This window comes from Micromonospora sp. DT47, assembly GCF_049844475.1.
Lineage (GTDB): Bacteria > Actinomycetota > Actinomycetes > Mycobacteriales > Micromonosporaceae > Micromonospora.
Genome location: NZ_JBNCLC010000011.1, coordinates 179,666 through 202,041, shown reverse-complemented (window position 1 = coordinate 202,041; position 22,376 = coordinate 179,666). Strand labels below are relative to the sequence as shown.

The window sequence follows — 22,376 nt, the reverse complement described above, 5'->3', positions numbered from 1 at the left end:
ACCAGTCCGGGGTATAAATCATATTGGCACTGGCTTATCAAGCACCCTGTTGAGTTCTCAAAGAACAACCACACACCATCCGGAGGCTCTACATCGTAGAACCCCGTCCGGGGCAACCTCTCGAACCTACCCGGTCCGACTTTCGTTGTCAACCTCGTGTCCGAGGTGATCAATCTTGTTCGGTCCGTCCACGCTCACGCACGCCGTACCCGGCGGTCGTTTCTGTCGTGGGAAGCCGCAGACCGGCCGATCGCCGCTTCGCGGCTCTCCGCCCGGCTCCTGCCGGCCTTCGAACTCTATCCGGTCGGTTTCGCGATCGCAACCCCGTTCCGGAGTGTCCCGCACCGCCCGATCCTCAGTCTCGGTCGGCGTTTCCGCCCCGAGTCTGGCGCCCGTTCTCGGCCGGTTTGCCCGGCCTCCCGCGTGCAGAGAGAAAGTTACGCGGAGGTGCCGCGGAAGGCAAATCAAAGATCGTCGCTGGGCTGTCGTAGCCCGGCCGGAACTCGTCGAGAGATCGCACCGTCGTCCGGCACGCCACGGACGCGGCGACGTGCCAGAGTGGCTGCCATGGATGAGGTGTCGCGGTCCCCGGCGGTCACGCTCGCCGACGAGGCGCTGCTCGGACTCCTGCTGCCCTTCTGGCAGCTGGTGATCGCGGTGGTCGTACTCGTCGTCGTCCTGCTCTCGATCGCCCGCCTGGCCCGGCGCGGCCGGTCCCGGATGACCACCGCGCTCCTCGTGACCGCCACGGCGATCGTCGGCCTCACGGTGGTCGGGGTGCTGTTGCAGTAACAACCGCGCTCAGAGCCGACGGTTGGCCAGGCTCGGCAGCTCGCTGCGGATCGCCCGCAACCGGTCGAGGTCGACGTCCACCACGGTCAGCCCGGGGCCGTCCGGCACCTGGCCGAGCACCGTGCCCCACGGGTCGACCACCATGCTGCGCCCGAAGCAGGTGCGACCGGGATCGTGGTCCCCGGTCTGCCCCGCGGCGGCGACGAAGCACTGGTTCTCGATCGCCCGGGCGCGGAGCAGGACCTCCCAGTGGTCCCGGCCGGTGTGCATCATGAACGCCGCAGGGACGACGAGGAGCTGGGCGCCCCCGTCCGTCGCCAGCTGCCGGTACAGCTCTGGAAAGCGCAGGTCGTAGCAGATGGAGAGGCCGACCCGCAGGCCCTCGACGTCGACCACGACCGGTTGGTCCCCCGCGGCCACGGTCGCGGACTCGAGGTAGGAGACCCGTCCGGGGATCTCCACGTCGTACAGATGGATCTTGCGGTACGCGGCGGCGAGCGCACCGGTGCGGTCGAAGACCAGCGAGGTGTTCCAGGTGTGCGCCGGGCCCGGGCCGGCCTCGTGGAAGGAACCGGCGACGAGCCAGATGCCGAGCCGCTCGGCGACGCCGGCGAAGAACGTCCCGACGGTGCCGTCCACCGGTTCCGCGGCGGGCATCCCGGCGGCGGTACCGAGGTAGTCGACGTACTCCGGGAGGACCGCCAGGTCGGCGCCGGCCGCCGCGGCCCGGACCAGCAATGCCTCCGCGGCGGCCAGGTTGGCCGCCCGGTCGTCGCGGGCGTTGAGCTGGCAGACGGCGACGCGCATGGAGATCAGGGTACGGGCGGACGGCCGCCGGGGACAGCGTCAGATGCTGGCGAGCACCAGGGCCCCCGCGGCGACGCCGAGGCCGGCCAGCTGCACCGGGCGCAGCCGCTCCCGGTCCACGGCCAGCGCGAGCAGCACGGTGCTGGCCGGGTAGAGCGCCGCGATCGCCGCGACGACGCTGAGGTGGCCGCGGCCCGCGGCGGCCAGGAAGAACGCGTTCGCGGCGCTGTCGAGCAGGCCGGCGGCCGCCGCCCAGCCGAGCACCCGCGGGCCCAGCCGGAGGCTGACGCCGGTGCCGGTGGCGAGGGCGATCCCGAACAGGATGGAACTCAGGCGTACCGCCGCGACGGGCCACATGCCGGCGTCCGGACCGGCCTGGCCGAGCAGGGCGAAGAAGATCCCGAAGAGCGCGCCGGCCGCCAGGGCCAGCCCGATCAGCCGCGCGGAGACGGCACCCCGGGCGCCACCCTCCCCCAGGCTGACCAGAGCGATGGCGACCACGGCGAGTCCCGCCCCGCAGAGCGCGAGGGTGCCCGGCGACCGGGCGGTCAGCAACCCGGCGACGATCGGCACCACCGCCGCGGTGATCGCGGTGACCGGCGCGACGACGGCCATCATGCCGGCGGCCAGGGCGCGGTAGAGCAGCATCACGCCCGCGGCACCGGCGACGCCGGCGGCGGCACCCCAGGCCAGATCGCCGGCGGTCGGGGTACCTGGCACCACCAGCACCAGCAGGAGCAGCAGCGGGACGCTCAGCAGCTGCGAGACCACCGTCACGGCGACCGGGTCGGCGCGACGGGACGCCTTGCCCCCGGAGAAGTCGGCCGTGCCGAACGCGACCGCGGACACCGCCGCCAGGATGATGGGGAACATCGGACGGTCGTACCAGACGGGGGCCGGCGGGGCCAGCGGGATCCCAGACGGACGGAAGCACGGCCACCCGCGGCGGCCGTGCTTCCGGACTGTCAGACGGCGGCGGTCAGGCCGACTTCTCCTCGCGGTCACGGCGGGCCCGCCGGCCGGTGAACTCCCGGGGCACGATGGTCGGGTTGACGTTCTCCAGGACGACCTCGCGGGTGATCAGCACCCGGGCGGCGTCGGGGTTGCTCGGCACCTCGTACATCGTGGAGAGCAGGACCTCCTCGATGATGGCGCGCAGACCGCGGGCACCGGTGCCTCGCAGCATGGCCTGGTCGGCGATCGCCTCCAGCGCCGGCTGGTCGAACTCCAGCTCCACGCCATCGAGCTCGAAGAGGCGCTGATATTGCCGGACGAGCGCGTTGCGCGGCTCGGTGAGGATCCGGACCAGGGCGCTGCGGTCGAGGCTGCGCACGTTGGTGATCACCGGGAGCCGGCCGACGAACTCGGGGATCAGGCCGAACTTGAGCATGTCCTCCGGCATGACCTGGCTGAAGATGTCGTCGGTCGACCGCTCGGAGACGGACCGGAGGCGGGCGCCGAAGCCGGTGCCGCCCTGCCCGGTGCGGGCCTCGATGATCTGGTCGAGCCCGGCGAAGGCGCCACCGCAGATGAACAGCACGTTGGTGGTGTCGATCTGGATGAACTCCTGGTGCGGGTGTTTCCGGCCGCCCTGCGGCGGCACGTTGGCCACCGTGCCTTCGAGCATCTTGAGCAGCGCCTGCTGGACGCCCTCGCCGGAGACGTCCCGGGTGATCGACGGGTTCTCCGACTTGCGGGCGATCTTGTCGACCTCGTCGATGTAGATGATGCCGGTCTCGGCGCGCTTGATGTCGTAGTCGGCGGCCTGGATCAGCTTGAGGAGGATGTTCTCCACGTCCTCGCCGACGTAGCCCGCCTCGGTCAGCGCGGTGGCGTCGGCGATCGCGAACGGGACGTTGAGCATCCGCGCCAGGGTCTGCGCCAGGTGGGTCTTGCCGCACCCCGTCGGGCCGAGCAACATGATGTTGGACTTGGCCAGCTCGACAGCGTCGCTGCCGGAGCCCGGCGCGCCGGCCGCCTCGGCCTGGATCCGCTTGTAGTGGTTGTAGACCGCGACCGCGAGCGCCTTCTTGGCCTGGTCCTGGCCGACCACGTAGTTGTCGAGGAACTGGCAGATCTCCATCGGCTTGGGAAGCTCTTCCCACTTCACCTCGCCGGACTCGGCCAGCTCCTCCTCGATGATCTCGTTGCAGAGATCGATGCACTCGTCGCAGATGTAGACCCCGGGGCCCGCGATGAGCTTCTTGACCTGCTTCTGCGACTTGCCACAGAAGGAGCACTTCAGTAGGTCGCCGCCGTCACCGATCCGTGCCACCTACGTTCTCCCTGCACTCGTCGGCCGGAGCGCCGGCCCTGACCTGCGGACGCCGGGGCGTCCGTCCGTGGTGAATCCATCCGCCGATCCCAGCCGGCGGAGCGGTACAGACCCGACGTTACCCGCTGGCGGTGGTTTCTCCGACCCCCAAAACGGGTGTGTCAGAGGCCGGCCAGGAACGGATCCCCGGCCGACCTCCGACCCGGTCTTGCTCAGCTGGCCGCGTTGGCGGCCAGCAGGCCCTTCTTGCGGCTGGTCAGAATCGTGTCGACCAGCCCGTACTCCTTGGACTCCTCGGCCGTCATGATCTTGTCACGGTCGATGTCCTTGCGGACCTGCTCGGTCGGCCGGTTGCAGTGCCGGGAGAGCATGTCCTCCAGCTGGGTCCGCATCCGCAGGATCTCCCGGGCCTGGATCTCGATGTCCGAGCCCTGCCCGTAGCCGCCCTCCGTGGCCGGCTGGTGGATGATGATGCGGGAGTTCGGCAGCGCCATCCGCTTGCCCGGGGTGCCGGCGGACAGCAGCACCGCCGCCGCGCTGGCCGCCTGACCGAGGCAGACCGTGGAGATGTCCGGCCGGACGTACTGCATGGTGTCGTAGATCGCCGTCATGGCGGTGAACGAGCCACCGGGCGAGTTGATGTACATGATGATGTCGCGGTCCGGGTCGGTGCCCTCGAGCGTCAGCAGCTGGGCCATCACGTCGTTGGCGGACGCGTCGTCCACCTGGACGCCGAGGAAGATGATCCGGTCCTCGAAGAGCTTGTTGTACGGGTTGGACTCCTTGACCCCGTACGACGTGCGCTCGACGAACGACGGAAGCACGTAGCGGTTGTGCACGGCCGCGAACTGGGGCGGCAGGCTCAGATCGGTCATCGTCAGCTCCTCAGCTCAGAGTCCCGGCGCCTTCCGGAACCTGGGTGGCTCCGGTGATCACCTTGTCGATGAAGCCGTAGTCCACGGCCTCCTGGGCGGTGAACCAACGGTCGCGGTCCGAGTCCGCCTCGATCTGCGCCGCGTTCTGGCCGGTATGGTGCGCGACCCGCTCCTGGAACATCCGCTTGGTGTAGAGCATCTGCTCGGCCTGGATGGCGATGTCAGCGGCGGTACCGCCCATGCCGCCGGACGGCTGGTGCATCATGATCCGGGCGTGCGGCAGGGCATAACGCTTGCCCTTGGTGCCCGCGCAGAGCAGCAGCTGGCCCATGGAGGCCGCCATGCCCATCGCCACGGTCGACACGTCATTGTCGATGAACTGCATGGTGTCGTAGATCGCCATGCCGGAGTAGACCGAGCCACCCGGCGAGTTGATCCAGAGGTTGATGTCGCGGTCCGGGTCCTCCGCGGCGAGCAGCAGCAGCTGCGCGCAGATGCGGTTTGCGACCTGGTCGGTCACCTCGCTGCCCAGGAAGATGATCCGCTCCTTGAGCAACCGGTTGTAGACCGAGTCGTCGAGGTTGCCAATGGTGTCGCCACCGCGGGCCTCAATCGCCCGGAGCGGCTTCGCTGGGATGTGCATGTCGGTCATGGCAGCCCTTCGCTCTCCGTACCGTCGTACCCGACATTAACCGCTCAGCCGGGCCATGGACTCCCGGTCGGGGCACTGTTCGCTCTCAGCGCAGCTGACCCGCAGGCGTACCCGGAAAAGGGTTTCGGCCGCCGTCCACCGCAACGGGCGGACGGCGGCCTACCGGGATCGGTCAGTGCTCGTGGTCGTGGTCGTGGGCCTGCTCGCTCTCGGCCCGCAGCGCGTCGAGAGTGACCTCGTTGCCGGCGGTGTCCTTGATCTTGATCTTCTCCATCACCGAGGCCAGCGCCTTGCCGCGACGGACGTCGCCGAAGACGGCGGCGGCCGCGCCGGAGCGCACCAGCTGGTCGTAGTACTGCTGCGGAGCCATCCCGGCGCGCTGCGCCCGGTGGACGATCTCGTGGCCGAACTCGTCGTCGGAGACCTGGACGTCCTCGGCGTCGGCCAGGGTGTCCAGCAGGAGCTGGATCTTGACGCCCTCGGTCGCCGCCTCGTTCAGCTCGGCGTCGATCTGCTCCTCGGTCTTCTCCTCGGCGGCGAGGTACTCCTCCAGCGAGGCGCCGATCCGCTCGAGCTGGTCGACCATCGCCGCCTTGCGGCTCTCGACCTCCTCGCGGACGACACCGTCCGGCGCCGGCACCTCGGCGGCCGCGACCATCTGCTCGAGGGCCTTGTCCCGGGCGGCGTAGATCTGCTCGACCCGCTTGCCCCGGGCGACCCGCTCGCGCAGGTCGTTGCGCAGCTCCTCGATGGTGTCGAACTCGCTCGCCATCTGGGCGAAGTCGTCGTCGAGCTCCGGCAGCTCCTTCTCCTTGACCGTGCGGACGGTCACGGCGACCTCGGCGTCGCGGCCGGCGAAGTCGCCGCCCACCAGCTGGGTCGTGAAGGTGGTGCTCTCACCGGCGGCGATGCCGACCACGGCCTCGTCCAGGCCCGGCAGGAGCTGCTTGCTGCCGACCTCGTGCGAGATGTTGCTCGCCGAACCGCCCGGCACGTCCTCACCGTCGACCGTGGCGTTCAGGTCGATCTGGACGAAGTCGCCCTCCTGGGCGGCCCGCTCGACGGTCTTCAGCGTGGCGAACCGCTCGCGCAGGCTCTTGACCTGCTCGTCGATCTCGCTGTCGTCGATCTGCAGCTCATCGACGGTCACCTCGACGGTGGCCGGGTCCGGGAGGGTGATCTCCGGACGGACGTCGACCTCGGCGGTGAAGTTGAGCGAGTCACCATCGTTGAACTCGGTGATCTCGACCTCCGGGCGACCGAGGGTCTTCAGGTCGTGCTCGCGGACCGCGGCGAGGATGTTCTGCGGGATGGCCTCCTGCACCGCCTCGTTGAGGACGGTGCCCCGGCCCACCCGCTGGTCGATCACGGCCGACGGCACTTTGCCCCGGCGGAAGCCGGGAACCTGGACCTGCTGGCCGATCTCCCGGTACGCCTTCTTGAGGCTCGGCTCGAGCTCGACGAACGGCACCTCGATGGCGAGCCGCACGCGCGTCGGGCTCAGAGTCTCGACGGTGCTCTTCACAGGCGTACTCCTTGACGGATCTCAGTTGAGTCTGGGCGTGGATTCAGCGCATCGAGTGTAGGCGAGCCGGCGTGCCGCTCCGGCAGCGCCCGGGTACCGCACGGGAAGAACGGCGGCATTCCGGGCGAGCCGGCTCGCGAACGACTGTCGGGGTGGCGGGATTTGAACCCACGGCCCCTCGCTCCCAAAGCGAGTGCGCTACCAAGCTGCGCCACACCCCGTGGCGACGAGAAGTGTATGACGTCGGCACCCGCCGGAGGCGCCGGGGCGACATCCAACACGCCGAACCGGCACGAACCGGACACGGGCGTCTCTCGCCGCCGTCGGGCGCGCGTCCGGGCCGGAGGCCACAACTTCACGGAAAGAGTGGCTTCCTCGCGCCGGGAGGCCACTCGTTCGTGAAGTGTGCGGATCTTGGGGAGCGACGCGGGAGACGCCTCTGCGCGTCGGACGGGGCGACCGGGTAGGCTGTCGGCGCGTCCGGAGTGCCGGGGCGCATGCGGGCGTAGCTCAATGGCAGAGCTTCAGTCTTCCAAACTGATTACGCGGGTTCGATTCCCGTCGCCCGCTCCACACACCTCCAGCCCAGGTCGGAGGCCGTATTCCCCGATCCTGGGCCGGTCGGCCGCTCCCCCGCTCTGATCCTGCGGGCCATCCGTGGGCCACTAGCCGCTCTGGCCGTCCTTCCGGCGGGCCTGTCGGGCGATCCGTCGGTCCATGGCCGAGGCGATCTCGCGATCCCGCTCGTTGGTGGCGTGCTGGTAGATCAACGCGGCCCGCATACTCCCGTGACCCATCCGGTGCATCAGCTCCCGAGTGCTGGCCCCGGAGGCGGCGGCAAGGGTGTTGCCCGTGTGCCGCAGGTCGTGGAAGTGAAAGCCGGGTAGCCCCAGCGCCGCCACCGTCCGGGTCCACTTCACCGCCCTGCCGAAGTTGCCGGACCGCAGCATCGCGCCCTTGTCGCCGGTGAAGACCAGGGCGTCAGCATCGGCTGCGGTGTACTCGACCAGATGGGTCCGCAGGACCTCGACGGCAGCGGCCGGCAGGGCAACGACCCGGACCCGGCGGCCGACTTGGGTGGCCCGAACTCACGGTGGCTCCGTAGTTTCCGTAGACGCCCTCATCGAAGTACCCCACCCACACATCCCCAGAGGTGGTGGTGAAGGCGTCTTGGATGCCGTCGCCGAGCGTCGCGCGGGCCTCGACCCGCCCGTCGCTGTCGTAGATCACGGCGTTGCGGTCCGGGCCGTCGGTCCGCCACCGGCACCGGGTGCCGACCACTAGTACCCGTCCGTGCGGCAATGGCTGGACCAGAGGATGGGCCAGCTCCAACCCGGCCAACGGCGTGACGCCGAGCACATCCGGCGCCTGCCGGCTCACCCGGGCAGCCACCGGTCGGGCGGTAGTCGGGTCAGGAAAGGTCGCCCAGCCCGGTTGAGTGGTGACCGACCGCAGCGCTGCCTCATCCTCTCCTGCCGACCACAGCGCTACCAGTTCACCGCCAGGTCCGATAGACGCCGACACGAGCACGTCACGATCATCGGGCCGTACGACCGAGCATCGCTCGCCAATCTCCAACCTTGGCAGCGCTCGGGCGACTTGCTTCCGCCTCCGCCAGCGCTCACTCCAGCCCGTCACCTCGATACCTCACCACCCCTCGCACCCCCGCGCCAGCCGATTCAACCAGCAGCAGGCCCGGGCCCATCGGTCCGCAGCGGATGCGGCGTACACGGGCGCACTCGCCGCCACCCCCGGCTCATTGACGCGCCGGACGCTTGACATTGGAGCGACCAGTGACGGACAAGAAGCTCGACGCCTGTGCCTAGTCCCACCACAGGCTTGACGGGGCCGTCCCAGGACATGTTTGACGGGCGGCCTAGAAATTGAGGGGCTGAGTTGCGCTCGGGATCGAGAGGTCAGGCGTCGGCCTGTTCGGGCGGGAAGTCCTCGGGGAAGGCTGCAGCGGCAGCGGACAGGGAGATGCAGTCGTGGGCGTGCCACCAGCTGCCCGCGTTGTCGAGCAGGGGTTCAGGACCGTCGTCCGAGACGAACGTGAACTCGATGCGCTGCGGAAGGGTCCGCAAACCGCACTGACCCTCGATCGGCCTGAGTGGTTCCCACTGGCAGTGGACGGCGGCCAAGGCGTCGAGCAGTTGCCGGTAGGTCACCCGCGCCGGGAGTGTTACGAACCGGCCAGGCCCGAGCGGATCGGGCAGCTCCAGGGTCCGACGCCAGGTTTGCACGGAGATCGAGGCGACCAAGCGACAGCGGCACACCACGAATTCGATGTCGCCGTAGGAGTACAGGTGCGGCCACCGGTCGCTCTTGTCGATCCGCCCGATGTCCCACGGCATCCCGTAGACGGCGACGAGTTCCCGCAGCGCGGCGCCCCGATGGAGAGGCCCGACGCGGCCGGTCGAGCCAAACTCCGTCAGGACTTCGAACGCTTGCACGTTAATCGTCTCCCTGGGCCGTTCACCATCGTCTTCGGCGTCGTCAGATGAACCGTAGGACCACGAAGACCTCGAGGCTCCGCCCCGAACCCCGACCCTCCTCAGAGATGCCGCCGCAGATCACCTCGCCGGGCACCACAAGGGCTACCAGTCTCCGACTGCCCGACGAGGAGATCCGCTCTCAATAGCATTGCCACGTAAACGATGCCGCCTGCCATCGATCGGCGGCGAGATCATCGCGACGGACAAGCCAGTACAACGCTCCGCGGTCACCCCAGACCATGCGCGCGTTGTCGTCGCTGTCGATCTGGGCGAGCAGCGTCCACCGCTGCGCTTCCTTCTGGAGGGCCGGATCGTCGTATGCCACCCGGCCACCGAGCTGCACCTGTGCGACGTCGACCTCGACTGAGCCCTGAATAGGGTCTGCGTACCCTCCGACCCGGTGCTGTGGGCCGAGCTCCAGGTTCAGTTCGCCCATGGCCATCCTGAACGGGTCACTGTTCATCGGGTCATCCATGAACGCTCGGTCCTCGTCGGAGACACCGTTCAGCGCGGCCCGGAGGGCTGGGTGTTCCCAGTCCGGCCCGGTCGCGATGAGATCAGCGGCGAGTCGGATGGGGGGATATGGATCGATGCCCTCGGGCGGCTCGCGCTCAGCGGTCTGCATGCCTGCCGGTACGTAAACGACGCAAGCGCCCGCCTGTGTCTCGGGCGCGGACGACTCGATCACAGTCCCGTCGTCGTCCCATCTAGGGTGACGGTAGAAGAACAGGAGCGTGCCCTCCGTCGGCAGAGCGATGTCGAGCGCATCGGAGGGTAAATGCCTGCAGTCGATGCTCGCGACAAAGCTCAGCGGTCCATGGCCTTCCCACAGCGGCCACCTGACGTCTTCGGGAAGAGCGGGAAGGCCGCCCAACCGACCGACGTGGGGCTCTCCAGTCTCAGCGGGTCGCAGGTGCAGGCCGGGCCGGATGAGCGCAATCCACCGGTCGGCGACAGCAGCGGGTAGGTGGCGACGTGCCAGCGTCGCCAGGCGCACATCCGGAGCAACCATGTCCGGATCTTCTCAGCTTCTCGATCAAGCCCGTCAACCGCCGGTATAGCCAAGCCGGTCGGCTGAGGCAGCCCGATACCGGCCGGAGCCGACAGGACGAGCAGCTCAGCGGCAGTAGTCGACGTCGGCCGACAGGAGGCTTGACCTCCAGACACTCGGACCAGCATGAGATGTTCAGATCCCTGCCCTTCCCCTTCAGCGGCGGCCGGTTCCCCGACAACCTGGGGGCAGTGGTGCAGCGCACGGTGCTGGAGGGTAGAGAGCCGGCGCGCGAGGTGATCCACACCGACGACAACTCGTGGATGGTCGGCGACGGCGTCAACGATCCGAACCAGCCTGGCGCCGTAGTCGTGACATGCATCAGGCATGTCATCGAGCTGAACTCATCGGTGGCTCAACTCGCCAGCCTCCCGCTCGGTCAGTCGGCTTTCCGGAAGAACCCAGGCGAGCCGTGGGTGATCGAACCTCACTCCTGGTCGGAGGAGTGATCTACCGACCACTGGCCGCACGCGTGGCCTGCCTCAGTCCTCATCCAGTCCTAAAGAGGCCGGACCGCGACCAACGGCATTGAGAGATGCCGAGAGACACCCCGTTAGACGGCTTCGCCTCGTCACCAGTCCTCGCAAGGGAAGTGCGTCGACCGCACGCAGTCATGGTCCAGCAGCAGCACCACACGGAAGCGCGCGGTGTCCGCCAGCTTCTGGAACACCCTCCTGCCTACTTCGTACTCCGCGCCCATCTCGGCCGCGACTTCTAAGCGGAAGGGGTGACTGAGGCTCGGCTCCTCGTCTTCCGGCGCGAAGCGGAGCCAAGCCCGGAAATCCTCCCCGTCACCGATGACGCACTCCGGGCCGCCGACCCTCAAGTTTTCGAGGCCGAGCACCCCCGCAATCTCCCGCGCAAACAGCTTCAGTGAGGGTGCACCGTCCAGTTCGGCGGTACCGACAAGCAAATCCACGTCTCTGCTCACGGCCCGGGACTGTACAGCCACTCGTACAGCCCAGGCTGCCGGTAAGCGCTGACACAGCCAGACAACCACGGACGGACTGACCAGGTGCGCCGCCAGGCCACCAGCCGTCCGTGATCTTCTTCTAATCCCCGGGCTCGGCCGTGCCCGTTGCGTGCCCGTTGGAAGGGGAGCCGAGGGTCAACGGCGGTCAGCTCCTGGACGTGACGGCCGGCATGGCGGCGCAGTTCAATCCAGGTCACTGCCGTGCGAATCCCGGTCGTGTCCACACTTCCTAAACCGCGTGGCTGTACAGCCACCCGTACAGCCAAGCCGGCCGACGGGCGCAGGTGACGAGCGACCGTAGCCGACAAGTCGAGCAGGTCAGCGGCAATGGTCGACGCCGGCCGACAGCAGTCTTGATCTTTGCAATGCAGGGGTTCGGCGGCGCCATCACCCAACAACAACGGACGGGCCGACCAGGTGCGCAACCACCTGACCCGCCGGTCTCAGGATGATGGCGGTAAGGGTCCGCCAGCGTGCGGGCCGTTCTGCTATCGGTACAAGCTCGGCGGGACTGTGCCGGCGAGGAACAGCCCGCCGCAACACAGCACCAGCCCCAGGATGGCCCCCGTTATTACCCACGCCAGGATCCGGAGCGGTTTAGCGCCACGCATCAGTAGTATCACCCACCAATCTCGATGAGATTCAACCAGGCAAGAGCGCTACTCAGAACGTGTGACGTCCACTGTGGCCAAGAACACGCATGTCGCTAAGGGGGCGACCGCGGGCGCACTTCCGGCACGCCGGGCTGTGACGGATGCCCTGCCGGCAGGCGTGCGTCACGCTCCGTAGCATCCGCGCGTGGTTGTCTCGGTCATGTTCACGTGCGCGCCTGTCTCTGGTCACTGTCGTGAGCCGGGACAGTACTACAGATGACCGTGCCACCACTCGCTTCATCCGAGGTCGGGCCATCCACGGGCCAGTAGCCGGTACCCCGAGCGGTCACCGCCGGGCGTCAGCGGTCAGCACGGCGGTCGCCGCATGCAGGCGTTCAGGACATCACGGGCGGCCGATCGCGCTCTTCCAAACTGACGGTGCGGGTTCGATTCCCGTCGCCCGCTCCACCACACGCCGGCCAAGGTCAGAGGTATGCCTACCCGGGCCGGTGTCGTCTCCGCCCCGACTGGTCCTGCGGGTTCACTCAGGTGGACCGGGCATCCACCCGACCGGGTCGACGGGACGGTGAGACCGATCGGGAGTGGCTAGCATCCGCTTCATGACGACCGCCGATGCGGGTGTGACCACGGCGCCGCGCCCTCCCGGAAGCGTCCTGGCCCATATGCAGTTCGCGCTGGCCGGCGTGTACGCCACCGCCATCGGCGTCGCCCTGGCCCGGGCCGCTTCCTTCTCCGGGCACCTCTACCTGCCCCACCAGGGTGACGAAGCCACCGGCACCGCCGACCTCTGGCCGGGGTACTGGGCCCCGGTGTCCCTGATGTTGATCGTCGTGATCGGTGTGGCACCCGTCGTCGCCACGATGACGGCGCTCGTCGCCGTCGCCCGGCTCGTCACCGCCCGGGCGCGCACCGGGTACGCGCACCAGCGAAGCCTGCTGGTGAGCACGGTCTTCGCCGTCCTCGTCGTCATGTCCTGGATGACGCCCTTCGTGGAAACCCTGCACGCCTGGCTCCTCGACTAGTCGTACGGGTCGGGTCGCCTGTCCCGCGGCATGAGCCACCACCCCGAGCAGGTTCTCCGCGTCGTCCCGGTGGTGCCGCGCGAAGACGTCGAGGTCGGTCAGCACCAGCGTGAACCGGGCCGACCGCGGAAACGCCTCCGCCGTCGCCTCGGCCAACCCCTCGCTAAGGCACTGCCACTGGTCATGACAGACATGTCCCAGGGCCGAGCCCAGGTCGCGGAACATGTGCGCCGGGATCAGCCAGGAGGCGTCCACCGACACGACGTGCTAGTCGTGCCGCCTTAACCACGCGACGGTGTCGTCCAGCCGGGTACGGCTGTGCAGCCACTGCACCGGGGACCAGCTCATCAACTGGAAGTCGAGCCGTCCGGCGTCGGTCTCCGGATCGAAGGCGGCCATCGGCGTCAACTCCGTTCCAGCCAGGAGGTCAGCAGCTCGGCGGTCTCCGGGCCGAGGGCGAGCGCGGCCCGGGCGGCCAGGCGGAGCAGTTCGCGCCGCTGCTCCGCGGTCAGGTCCAGCTCTGCGAGTGCAGGCGTCCGCCACGACGTACGGAGGGACGTGCGGCACAGCCCGGTCACGTCCGCGCGGGCGCCGGCTACGCCGCTGGAGCGCGGATGATCCGCGACCGGCGGGGTAAGCACCGCCGTCCTGGTGGAGAGACGACCGGTGTCGCGGCATCCCGCGACGACGCGCGGGCGGGCGGCCCAGGCCGACCCGCCCGCCGCGTGCGTCACCGGCCGGTGACGAAGTTCCAGGCGTCCATGACCCACTCGGTCTGCTGCAGGTAGGCGATCCCGACGCCGGTGAGGAAGAGCGCCGTGACCAGGTGGGCGCCGCGCGCGCCGCGCCGGACCCGCCCCAGCTGGCGCTCCCAGATCACCCGGCCGAGCAGCCGGGACAGGGCGAAGAGGCCGACCGCCACCAGCAGGCTCAGCACGAAGATGAGCAGCGGGGCGCCCAGGTCACCCCGCCCGGAGATCGCCCAGATCCCCCAGCAGACGAAGGCGAAGAGCCCGCCCGCGGCGCTCCACTCGCCGCCACGTCGTAGCTGCGCCAGGTGCCAGCCCATCGGCCGGCGGGGCGCCGCGGGCCCGGCCCAGGGCCGCTCGCCGGCGTCCACCACCGGGAACGGCTCGGTGCGCGGGGTACGCCGCTGGCCCACTGCGGCGACGCCCCGGCGGAACGCGTCCCGCTGCGCCGGCACCCCGACACCCGGCTGCGGCGGCACCTCGACGGTCCGCTCCGCCCACGGCTGTGTCTGGTCTGCCATCTCGTGTCCTCCCCCTGACCGGTGCCGGCCCTCGGCCGACCCGCCAGCTTCGAGGGTAGCCAGCCGGCAAATGGGTCGCCGCCCCGCGCGGCGATCGGCTAGACAGGTGCGATGACCGACGCCACACTCGCGCGGGTGCCCGGGCCGGAGGACTACGACGAGATCGCCGAGTTGATCGGTGACGCATTCCACTCCCCGCCCGACCCGGAGGCCCGGGAGGTCGAGCGGGGGGTCTTCGAGCTGGAGCGGGCCCTGCTGGTGCGGGACGGCGGCGCCCTGGTGGCGCACGCCGCGGCGTACACCCGGGCGCTGAGCGTGCCCGGTGCCACGGTGCCGGCCGCGCACGTGACGGCGGTCGCGGTGGCGGCCACGCACCGCCGCCGCGGGCTGCTCACCACGCTGATGCGGCACCAGCTCCGGGAGATCCACGACGCCGGCCGCGAACCGGTGGCGGTGCTCTGGGCCAGCGAGGGGCGGATCTACCCGCGGTTCGGCTACGGCCTGGCCGCCCAGCGGCTGACCATGGACTGCGCGGCCACCACCGAGCTGCGGCTGCCGGAGCCGGCGTCCGCGGCGGGCACGCTCCGGCTGGACCAGCCGGCCGCGTGCCAGCTCGAGCTGGCCCGGCTGTACGACCGGCTGCGCCCCGACCGCCCCGGCTGGTCCAGCCGGGACGAGCGCTGGTGGCGGTACGTGCTCAGCGACCCCGCCGGCCAGCGCGGTGGCGCGACCGCCCGCCGGGTGCTGCGGCACGACGGGCCGGACGGCCTGGACGGGTACGCGCTCTTCCGGACCGCCCAGGACTGGGACGCCGCCGGCCCGAAGGGGCAGGTCCGGGTCGACGAGGTGGTGGCGGCGACCCCGGAGGCGTACCTGGCGATCTGGCGGACCCTGCTCTCGATCGACCTGACCCGGCGGCTCTCCTACTTCCGGGGCACGGTGGACGAGCCGCTGCTGCGCCTGGTCGACGAGCCGCGCCGGCTCGGCGCCCAGCTGGTCGACGCGCTCTGGGTACGGGTGGTCGACGTCCCGGCCGCGCTGGCCGCCCGCCGGTACGCCACCGCCGTCGACGTGGTGATCGAGGTTGCCGACCCGCTGCTGCCGGAGAACACCGGCCGGTGGCGGCTCACCGGCGGACCCGAGGGCGCCACCTGCCTGCGCACCGACGACATCGCGGAGCTGGCCTGCGACGTACGCTGCCTCGGCGAGCTCTACCTCGGCGGCGCCGGGCTGACCGCGCTGGCCGCCGCCGGCCGGGTGCGCGAGCTGCGTCCCGGTGCGCTGGCCGCCGCCGGCCCGGCCTTCGGCTGGCACCGCGCCCCGGCCGCGATGGAGGTCTTCTGACCGCCGTGCCGACCCGGGCGGCGTCCGGGGCGGTACGGTCGGCTGATGGCGGATGCGGAGCGACGGCGACGCCGGCTGCGGCACCAACCCGACGGGCCGGCCGGGAACGACGACGGCCCGACGGCCGCCACGGCCGAGGTGCACGACGGGATGCCCGCGCCCCGGGCGAGGCGCGGCGGCTCCGGGGCGGACGAGGGTGAGCGGGGGCTGCGGGGCCTGGTCGGCTCCGGCTCCTCGCAGGTGGGGATCAGCGCGGCGCTGCGCGCCCGGGACGCCGCCCGACCGACCGACGAGGACCTGGCCGAGGCCGAGGCCCGCCTGGTGATCGTCCGGCGCAACTGGGTGCCCCGCGAGGACCTGCCCCGCTCGGGCCGCTGAACCGGCAGGCCGGCCCCGGGACGGGCCGGCCCGGTCACGCGGTCAGGGCAGGTCGGGCAGCTGGCGGGTGCGCTCGTACTCGGCCACCTGGGCGATCCGGCGGGAGTGCCGCTCGTTGCCGGAGAACGGGGTGGTGAGGAACGCCTCGACGATCGCGGTCGCCTCGTCCAGGGTGTGCTGGCGGGCGCCGACGGCCACGATGTTGGCGTCGTTGTGCTCCCGGCCCAGCTGGGCGGTCTCGATGTTCCAGGCGAGCGCGGCCCGGACGCCGGCGACCTTGTTCGCGGCGATCTGCTCGCCGTTGCCGGACCCGCCGATGACCACCCCGAGGCTGCCCGGGTCGTTGACCACCCGGTCGCCGGTGTGCAGGCAGAAGGCCGGGTAGTCGTCGTCGGGGTCGAAGGCGTGCGGGCCGACGTCGACCAGCTCGTACCCCTGCTTGGCCAGATGGTTGGCCAGGTGCACCTTCAACTCGAAACCGGCGTGGTCGGATCCCAGGTAGACGCGCATACCGCGCAGTCTGTCAGGCCGTGCCCCGGCACGCCGCGGGGGCCGCGTGCCGGGGCGGATTCGTCACAGCCTCAGCGGGACAGCTCGGCGACGACCAGGCCACCGCGTGCCTTCGGGGTGAACCAGGTGCTCTTGCGGGGCATCTTCTCCCGGGCCAGGTTCACCGCGACGAAGTCGTCCACGGTCACCGGGGCGACCAGGACGGCCAGCTCGGCCCGGCCAGCATCGACCTCGCCGCCGAGCCAGCTCGCCGGGTAGTCGCCGCCGACGTAGGTGATCCGCTTGTCACCCGGGTCGAGGCCGAGCGCGTCGCGCAGCAGCAGCCGCTCGACCAGGGCGTGGTCGAGGTTCTCCAGCCGTCCGGTGCCCTCGTCGTGCGGCAGGGTGACCGCGTACCCCTGGCCGGCGAGGCGGAGGTGCACGGTGCCGCCGGCCGCCGGGACCTCGACCGGGCCGTTGATTTCGGTGATCTCCGCACCGGCGGCGCGGAGCCGGTCGAGCAGCTCCTCCGGCGTGGTGGTCAGCTCGCTGACCAGCCGGTTGTAGGGCTGGATGGCCACCGAGGCCGGGGTGGTGATCACCGACAGGAAGCGGGGCAGGCCACCGGTCTGGGCGGCGAGGCTGCGGTGGTTGCCATCGGCGACCACCAGCTCGCCGCCGCCGGCGAGCGCGGTCAGCTCGTCCTGCTCGGGGCCGGGGCCGAGCAGCCAGATGGCGTGCGTCCGCCCGGACTGGTCGGTGTCGGTCGCGGCCGGCGCGCCCGCCGACTCGGTCGCCGCCGCGAGCGCGGCGTGCAGCTCGTCGCCCCGCCCGGTCTGGAGCAGGAGTACGGGTGAGAGCAGGTGCCCCAGCGCCTCGGTCAGGGCGACCCGCTCCCGCACCTTGGCGATGAAGACGTCCTCGTTGCGGATGACCAGGCCGGGCTGGTCGGCGCTGGTGGAGATCTGGTCGGTGTCGACCATGGCGAACAGCCCGTACGCCGGCTCCTCGCCCGGCGCGCTGATCCGGTAGAGCACGACGACCTGCTCGGCCGGGGTGTAGCTGCCGTCGGCCTTGGCCTCGGCGAGGCGGGCCACCGCGTCGGGGAGCGCGTCGAGGAAGGACTTGCCGAGGCTCTCCGGCGCCCGGTGGGGCATCTCGATGCCGAGGGCACTGTGCGGGTTCGCCTCGATGATCGCAGTGATCTCCGCGTCGTCGGCGAACTCGTCGTAGTTCTGCGCGCCGGTGCCGCCAGTGGTGATCCAGGCCCGGGCGATCGGATGCACGACCGTCATGCCGGTGACGCTACCGGCGGCGGAGGCCCGGACGACACCGACACCGCGCGGGTCCACCAGATGAACCGGTCAGCCCCGCTCGGCCGGCTCCCTGGTCGGCCGGTGCTGTCCGGCCGGGCCGGGCGCGGGCCGCCGTGCCGACGCGGCGCCGGCCGGCGGCAGCGGCCGACCGGGGCGGGCGCCGGGCGGGGTGGCGCGGGAGGTGACCGGGACCCGGGCCACGCCGACCACGATCGGCGGCGCGAGCAGGTCGACCATGTGGTCGGGAAGGCTGGGGCGGACCGCCGGCCAGCGGCAGTCGTCGACCGACCAGTACGCGGCGGCGTCCACCGCCTCCTCGCCGCTCGGCAGACCGTCGATGGCCGGCAGATCGCGAGCGTTCGGCAGGTGGTCGGCGGTCGGCAGGTCGTCGGCGGGCGGACGGCGGTGCTTGGCCATCGGGAAGAGCCTCCGGGTCGGCCGGATGCGACCGCGGCGGGCCGCTACGGGGACACCGGGAGAAACGAACCCGCCACCGGGAGGGTGACGCCCGGCTGCCACCGGGCCGGGCCCCGCGGCCGGGCCCCGCGGCCGGGCTGGTCACCCGCCAGGGCTGTCGACCCGGCATGCGGGCGTCGGCCACCCGACGACCCGCCGGCGGGTCACCCCTGGTGGCCGGACGCTTTGGAGCTGATGTCGTAGACGACTCAGCCGCCACCGGACCTGGTGCGCCCACAGGGTCCCGACCGGAACCCGGACGGGGCCGGCCGGCGGGCGGAGCCGCGCTGGCAGCCCCCGTCTGCCGGGAGCGCCGCCCGGCGGGCAGCGCCGCCCGGCGGGCAGCCGTCGTGAGGGCCGCCTGTCGGGCCAAACCCGGTGAGTCGTGTACGTCATGCTCGAAAGGGCCGCGACAACAGGATTGGCGGCGTTGGGGACCTGGCCCGTGCCGGGGCCGAGCAGCACCACCCCGGCCCGGAGCCCGGTGTGGCCGCTCCGGGCCATCGTCGGCGAGCGACGGCCCGGAGCGGCGGTGGCCGGTCAGTCGAAGATCGGGCCGAGCTCGCGGGAACGCTTGAGCTCGTAGAAGCCCGGGGTGCCGGCGACCAGCAGGACACCGTCCCAGAGCTTGCCGGCGGCCTCGCCCCTGGGCGCCGGGGTGATGACCGGGCCGAAGAAGGCGATGGCGCCGCCGTCCGGGCCCGGGGCGTGGATGACCGGGGTGCCGACGTCGGTGCCGACCGGCCGCATCCCGGCCTCGTGGCTGGCCCGCAGCGCCTCGTCGTACCCGGTGGAGTCGGCGGCCTCCGCGAGCGCCGGGTCCAGGCCGGCGTCGGCGAGCGCCGCGGCGTACAGCTCGGGGCCGAGCTTCTCCTGGCCCAGGTGGATCCGGTTGCCCAGCGCGGTGTAGAGCTTCGCGACGGCCTCCTGGCCGTGCTTCTGCTCGACGGCGATGCAGATGCGCACCGGGCCCCAGCCGGTCCGCATCAGCTCCTGGTACTGCTCGGGCAGGTCCCGGCCCTCGTTGAGCACCGACAGGCTCATCACGTGGAAGCGGATGTCCACCTCCCGGACCTTCTCGACCTCCAGCAGCCAACGGGAGGTGATCCACGCCCACGGGCAGATCGGGTCGAACCACATGTCAACGGCGACACGCTCGGTCACGGTGCGGTCCCTTCGCGACGGGCATGCGCCGGCAGGGTGCCGGCGCCTCTACCTCCGATCCTCACCCCGGAGGGCATCGACCGGTAGCGGAATGAGAGCGTGACCTCGACCACCGCGGGGCGTCGGTGCATGGAAGACTCGGCTCGGGCCGACCGCCACGAGCGGCCGGCGGGGCTGGCGCCGTCGTGAGGCGGCGAGAGTGGGATGGAGACGAACAGTGCCGGGAGTGCGCAACCTGACCCAGGTCGAGGCCACCGAGCGGGCCCGCCTGCTCGAGGTCACCGGGTACGACATCAGCCTGGACCTGTCCACCGCCGTGCAGGCCGAGGGCCGCACGTTCCGGTCGGTGACCGAGGTCCGGTTCCGCTGCACCGAGCCGGGCGCCGGCACCTTCATCGAGACGGCCGCCGAGTCGGTGCGCTCGGCGACGCTGAACGGCGCCGAGCTCGACCTCTCCGACTGGTCGGCCGAGAAGGGCCTGAAGCTGACCGGCCTGGCGGCGGAGAACACGCTGGTCGTGGACGCGGACTTCGCGTACTCCAACAGCGGGCAGGGCCTGCACCGCACGGTGGACCCGGTCGACGGGGAGACCTACCTCTACAGCCAGTTCGAGACGGCCGACGCGCAGAGGGTCTTCGCCTGCTTCGACCAGCCCGACCTGAAGAGCGTCTACACCTGGCACGCCACCGTCCCGGACCACTGGCGGGTGGTCTCCAACATGCCGGTGGAGCGCGAGGAGCCGGCCGGCGAGGGGCTGAAGACCGTCCACTTCGCCGAGTCCGCGCGGATGAGCACCTACATCACCGCGCTCTGCGCCGGGCCGTACCACGAGGTGCGGGACAGCCACGACGGCATCGACCTGGGCGTGTTCTGCCGGGCCTCGATGGCGCGGTACATGGACTCGGACGACCTGTTCCTCATCACCAAGCAGGGCTTCGACTTCTTCCACGAGCAGTTCGGGGTGCGCTACCCGCTGCCGAAGTACGACCAGCTCTGGGTGCCGGACTTCAACGCCGGCGCGATGGAGAACTTCGGCTGCGTCACGCACGCCGAGTCGCACTACATCTTCCGCTCCCAGGTCACCGACTTCGAGTACGAGCAGCGGGCCAACACGATCCTGCACGAGCTGGCGCACATGTGGTTCGGTGACCTGGTCACCATGCGCTGGTGGAACGACCTGTGGCTGAACGAGTCGTTCGCCGAGTGGGCCAGCCACTGGTGCAACACCCACGCCACCCGGTTCTCCGAGGCGTGGACGACCTTCCTGTCGATCCGGAAGAACTGGGGTTACCGGCAGGACCAGCTCTCCTCCACCCACCCGGTCTACTGCGAGATGCCGGACCTGGAGGCGGTCGAGGTCAACTTCGACGGCATCACGTACGCCAAGGGCGCCAGCGTGCTCAAGCAGCTCGTCGCGTACGTCGGCGAGGAGCCGTTCCTGGCCGGCCTGCGGGCGTACTTCGGCAAGCACGCCTGGGGCAACGCCACCTTCGACGACCTGCTCTCCGAACTGGAGGCGGCCTCCGGCCGGGAGCTGCGCAAGTTCGCCGCCCAGTGGCTGGAGACCGCGCAGGTCAACACGCTGCGTCCCGAGGTGACGATCGGCGACGACGGCGCCTACCAGCGGGTGCTGATCCGCCAGGAGGCCCCGGCCGAGCACCCGACGCTGCGTACCCACCGGATCGGCGTAGGCCTGTACGACCTCACCGACGGCCGGCTGGTCCGCCGGGAGCGGGTCGAAGTGGACCTCACGGGCGAGCAGACCGAGCTGTCGGCGCTGCACGGCAAGCCGGCCGCCGACGTGCTGCTGCTCAACGACGACGACCTGACCTACACCAAGCTGCGCCTCGACGAGCGCTCGATGGCGACCGTCGTGCAGCACATCGCCGGCTTCGAGTCGTCGCTGGCCCGGGCGCTGTGCTGGACCGCCGCCTGGGACATGGTCCGTGACGCCGAACTGTCGGCCCGCGACTACGGCGCGCTCGCGCTGGCCGGCCTGCCGGCGGAGACGGACATCAACCTGGTCACCGCCACCCTGCGACAGGCGAGCACGACGCTCATCTTCTACGCCGACCCGGCCTGGGCGCCGACCGGCTGGGCGGAGCTGGCCCGGACCGCGAAGGACGCGCTGGCGAACGCCGAGCCGGGCAGCGGCTTCCAGCTCGCCTGGGCCCGGGCGTACATCTCGGCGGCCCGCTCCGAGGAGGACCTGGCGACCCTGCGCGGCTGGCTGGACGGCGCCGACGTGCCGGCCGGGCTGACCGTCGACACCGAGCTGCGTTGGTCGATCCTCCAGTCGCTGGTGGCCAACGGGGCGGCCGGCGCGGCCGAGATCGAGGCCGAGCTGGCCGGCGACCGGACGGCCAGCGGCGAGCGGGAGGCCGCGTACGCGCACGCGCTGGTCCCGACCGCGGAGAACAAGGCGGCGGTCTGGGCGGAGCTGACCGGCCCGGAGGCGCTGCCCAACTGGCGCAACCGGGCGCTGCTGCAGGGCTTCACCCACCCGACGCAGGTGGAGCTCACCGCGCCGTACCGGGAGAAGTACTTCGCCACGGTGGCCCAGGTCTGGGCGCAGCGGGACAGCGAGCCGGCGCAGGAGTTCGTGCAGCTGGCCTACCCGGCCTACCTGGTCGAGGAGGAGACCGTGGCGGCCACCGACGCGTGGCTGGCCGGCGACGGCCACCCGCCGTCGCTGCGCCGGCTGGTCGCCGAGGGCCGCGACGGCGTGGTCCGCGCGCTGAAGGCCCGCGCCAGGGACGCCCAGAGCGCCTGACCAGGAAGCACCCGGCCCGGGGTCGGCGTGGACGGAAGTCCACGCCGGCCCCGGGGCCACGTACGCATCCATGTCGGCGATCAGGCGGGGACCCGGGCACGCTCC

22 protein-coding genes, 2 tRNA genes and 1 pseudogene are annotated in these 22,376 nt (G+C 71.0%); 7 read left to right on the top strand and 18 right to left on the bottom strand.

All coding sequences use genetic code 11. The features are described 5' to 3' along the window. The first annotated feature begins 567 nt into the window (after positions 1-567). Positions 568-792, top strand: coding sequence for a hypothetical protein (locus ACLQ2U_RS19210; RefSeq protein WP_425752052.1), 225 nt, complete (start codon positions 568-570; stop codon positions 790-792). Between the two features lie 9 nt (positions 793-801). Here the strand turns inward: ACLQ2U_RS19210 and ACLQ2U_RS19205 are convergent, their stop codons facing one another. The 7 genes from ACLQ2U_RS19205 to ACLQ2U_RS19175 all read right to left on the bottom strand — a co-directional run bounded on the left by ACLQ2U_RS19205 (position 802) and on the right by ACLQ2U_RS19175 (position 7,147). After that, complete coding sequence (locus ACLQ2U_RS19205) at positions 802-1,599, bottom strand: carbon-nitrogen hydrolase family protein (RefSeq protein ID WP_425752051.1); 798 nt, start codon at positions 1,597-1,599, stop codon at positions 802-804. Between the two features lie 39 nt (positions 1,600-1,638). Next, positions 1,639-2,472 carry an EamA family transporter gene (locus ACLQ2U_RS19200; RefSeq protein ID WP_425752050.1) on the bottom strand — a complete coding sequence of 278 codons (834 nt, stop codon included), beginning with the start codon at positions 2,470-2,472 and terminating at the stop codon, positions 1,639-1,641. A gap of 106 nt (positions 2,473-2,578) precedes the next feature. Then, positions 2,579-3,874 (bottom strand): ATP-dependent Clp protease ATP-binding subunit ClpX, encoded by a 1,296-nt coding sequence (gene clpX / locus ACLQ2U_RS19195; protein ID WP_425752049.1) that lies wholly within the window; start codon positions 3,872-3,874, stop codon positions 2,579-2,581. Between the two features lie 212 nt (positions 3,875-4,086). Then, a complete protein-coding gene (locus ACLQ2U_RS19190) occupies positions 4,087-4,749 on the bottom strand; it encodes an ATP-dependent Clp protease proteolytic subunit (RefSeq protein WP_425752048.1) in 663 nt (220 codons plus the stop codon). A gap of 10 nt (positions 4,750-4,759) precedes the next feature. Further along, the gene (locus ACLQ2U_RS19185) at positions 4,760-5,401 is read right to left on the bottom strand and encodes a ClpP family protease (RefSeq protein WP_425752047.1); all 642 of its coding nucleotides are present in this window, start codon (positions 5,399-5,401) and stop codon (positions 4,760-4,762) included. Between the two features lie 172 nt (positions 5,402-5,573). Next, positions 5,574-6,926 (bottom strand): trigger factor, encoded by a 1,353-nt coding sequence (gene tig / locus ACLQ2U_RS19180; protein ID WP_425752046.1) that lies wholly within the window; start codon positions 6,924-6,926, stop codon positions 5,574-5,576. Between the two features lie 147 nt (positions 6,927-7,073). After that, positions 7,074-7,147, bottom strand: a tRNA-Pro gene (locus ACLQ2U_RS19175). A 278-nt stretch (positions 7,148-7,425) separates the two neighbouring features. Between ACLQ2U_RS19175 and ACLQ2U_RS19170 the strand changes: the two genes are divergently transcribed. After that, positions 7,426-7,499 (top strand) — tRNA-Gly (locus ACLQ2U_RS19170). 92 nt (positions 7,500-7,591) lie between these two features. Here the strand turns inward: ACLQ2U_RS19170 and ACLQ2U_RS19165 are convergent. From ACLQ2U_RS19165 to ACLQ2U_RS19155, 3 genes and pseudogenes are all read right to left on the bottom strand, one after another. Then, a pseudogene (locus ACLQ2U_RS19165) lies at positions 7,592-7,984 on the bottom strand (tyrosine-type recombinase/integrase); the annotation flags it as partial. Between the two features lie 858 nt (positions 7,985-8,842). Then, positions 8,843-9,379, bottom strand: a complete 537-nt coding sequence (locus ACLQ2U_RS19160; RefSeq protein ID WP_425752045.1) for a hypothetical protein — start codon at positions 9,377-9,379, stop codon at positions 8,843-8,845. Between the two features lie 181 nt (positions 9,380-9,560). Further along, a complete protein-coding gene (locus tag ACLQ2U_RS19155) occupies positions 9,561-10,433 on the bottom strand; it encodes a YwqG family protein (RefSeq protein ID WP_425752044.1) in 873 nt (290 codons plus the stop codon). A 170-nt stretch (positions 10,434-10,603) separates the two neighbouring features. Here ACLQ2U_RS19155 and ACLQ2U_RS19150 point away from each other — a divergent pair, with 170 nt between their 5' ends. Then, on the top strand, positions 10,604-10,921 hold the full coding sequence (locus ACLQ2U_RS19150; RefSeq protein WP_425752043.1) for a hypothetical protein: 318 nt from the start codon (positions 10,604-10,606) through the stop codon (positions 10,919-10,921). 122 nt (positions 10,922-11,043) lie between these two features. Here ACLQ2U_RS19150 and ACLQ2U_RS19145 read toward each other — a convergent pair whose 3' ends face one another. Continuing rightward, positions 11,044-11,403, bottom strand: a complete 360-nt coding sequence (locus ACLQ2U_RS19145) for a hypothetical protein (RefSeq protein WP_425752042.1) — start codon at positions 11,401-11,403, stop codon at positions 11,044-11,046. Positions 11,404-12,658: 1,255 nt separating this feature from the next. Here ACLQ2U_RS19145 and ACLQ2U_RS19140 point away from each other — a divergent pair. Further along, positions 12,659-13,081 (top strand): hypothetical protein, encoded by a 423-nt coding sequence (locus ACLQ2U_RS19140; protein ID WP_425752041.1) that lies wholly within the window; start codon positions 12,659-12,661, stop codon positions 13,079-13,081. A 267-nt stretch (positions 13,082-13,348) separates the two neighbouring features. On the opposite strand, the gene ACLQ2U_RS19135 is transcribed toward ACLQ2U_RS19140, so the two are convergent. Genes ACLQ2U_RS19135 through ACLQ2U_RS19125 form a run of 3 tightly spaced genes read right to left on the bottom strand, consistent with a single transcriptional unit; the run spans position 13,349 to position 14,351 of the window. Beyond that, positions 13,349-13,480, bottom strand: a complete 132-nt coding sequence (locus ACLQ2U_RS19135; RefSeq protein ID WP_425752040.1) for a hypothetical protein — start codon at positions 13,478-13,480, stop codon at positions 13,349-13,351. Positions 13,481-13,485: 5 nt separating this feature from the next. Beyond that, positions 13,486-13,815, bottom strand: coding sequence for a hypothetical protein (locus tag ACLQ2U_RS19130; protein WP_425752039.1), 330 nt, complete (start codon positions 13,813-13,815; stop codon positions 13,486-13,488). Next, a complete protein-coding gene (locus ACLQ2U_RS19125; RefSeq protein ID WP_425752038.1) occupies positions 13,812-14,351 on the bottom strand; it encodes a hypothetical protein in 540 nt (179 codons plus the stop codon). Before ACLQ2U_RS19125 ends, ACLQ2U_RS19130 begins: the two co-directional genes overlap by 4 nt. A 111-nt stretch (positions 14,352-14,462) precedes the next feature. Here ACLQ2U_RS19125 and ACLQ2U_RS19120 point away from each other — a divergent pair, with 111 nt between their 5' ends. Both ACLQ2U_RS19120 and ACLQ2U_RS19115 read left to right on the top strand, forming a co-directional pair. Next, positions 14,463-15,695, top strand: coding sequence for a GNAT family N-acetyltransferase (locus ACLQ2U_RS19120; RefSeq protein ID WP_425752037.1), 1,233 nt, complete (start codon positions 14,463-14,465; stop codon positions 15,693-15,695). 45 nt (positions 15,696-15,740) lie between these two features. Then, a complete protein-coding gene (locus ACLQ2U_RS19115; protein WP_425752036.1) occupies positions 15,741-16,073 on the top strand; it encodes a hypothetical protein in 333 nt (110 codons plus the stop codon). A gap of 42 nt (positions 16,074-16,115) precedes the next feature. Here the strand turns inward: ACLQ2U_RS19115 and ACLQ2U_RS19110 are convergent, their stop codons facing one another. The 4 genes from ACLQ2U_RS19110 to ACLQ2U_RS19095 form a co-directional block, all read right to left on the bottom strand. Beyond that, positions 16,116-16,583: a ribose-5-phosphate isomerase gene (locus ACLQ2U_RS19110; protein ID WP_425752035.1), complete on the bottom strand. Its 468-nt coding sequence runs from the start codon at positions 16,581-16,583 to the stop codon at positions 16,116-16,118. 71 nt (positions 16,584-16,654) lie between these two features. Beyond that, on the bottom strand, positions 16,655-17,857 hold the full coding sequence (locus ACLQ2U_RS19105; RefSeq protein WP_425752033.1) for a DUF1015 family protein: 1,203 nt from the start codon (positions 17,855-17,857) through the stop codon (positions 16,655-16,657). 69 nt (positions 17,858-17,926) lie between these two features. Further along, positions 17,927-18,295 (bottom strand): hypothetical protein, encoded by a 369-nt coding sequence (locus tag ACLQ2U_RS19100; protein ID WP_425752032.1) that lies wholly within the window; start codon positions 18,293-18,295, stop codon positions 17,927-17,929. Positions 18,296-18,874: 579 nt separating this feature from the next. Further along, on the bottom strand, positions 18,875-19,498 hold the full coding sequence (locus ACLQ2U_RS19095; protein WP_425752031.1) for a disulfide bond formation protein DsbA: 624 nt from the start codon (positions 19,496-19,498) through the stop codon (positions 18,875-18,877). A gap of 226 nt (positions 19,499-19,724) precedes the next feature. Here ACLQ2U_RS19095 and pepN point away from each other — a divergent pair, with 226 nt between their 5' ends. Further along, the gene (gene pepN / locus ACLQ2U_RS19090; RefSeq protein WP_425752029.1) at positions 19,725-22,271 is read left to right on the top strand and encodes an aminopeptidase N; all 2,547 of its coding nucleotides are present in this window, start codon (positions 19,725-19,727) and stop codon (positions 22,269-22,271) included. Positions 22,272-22,376 lie beyond the last annotated feature (105 nt).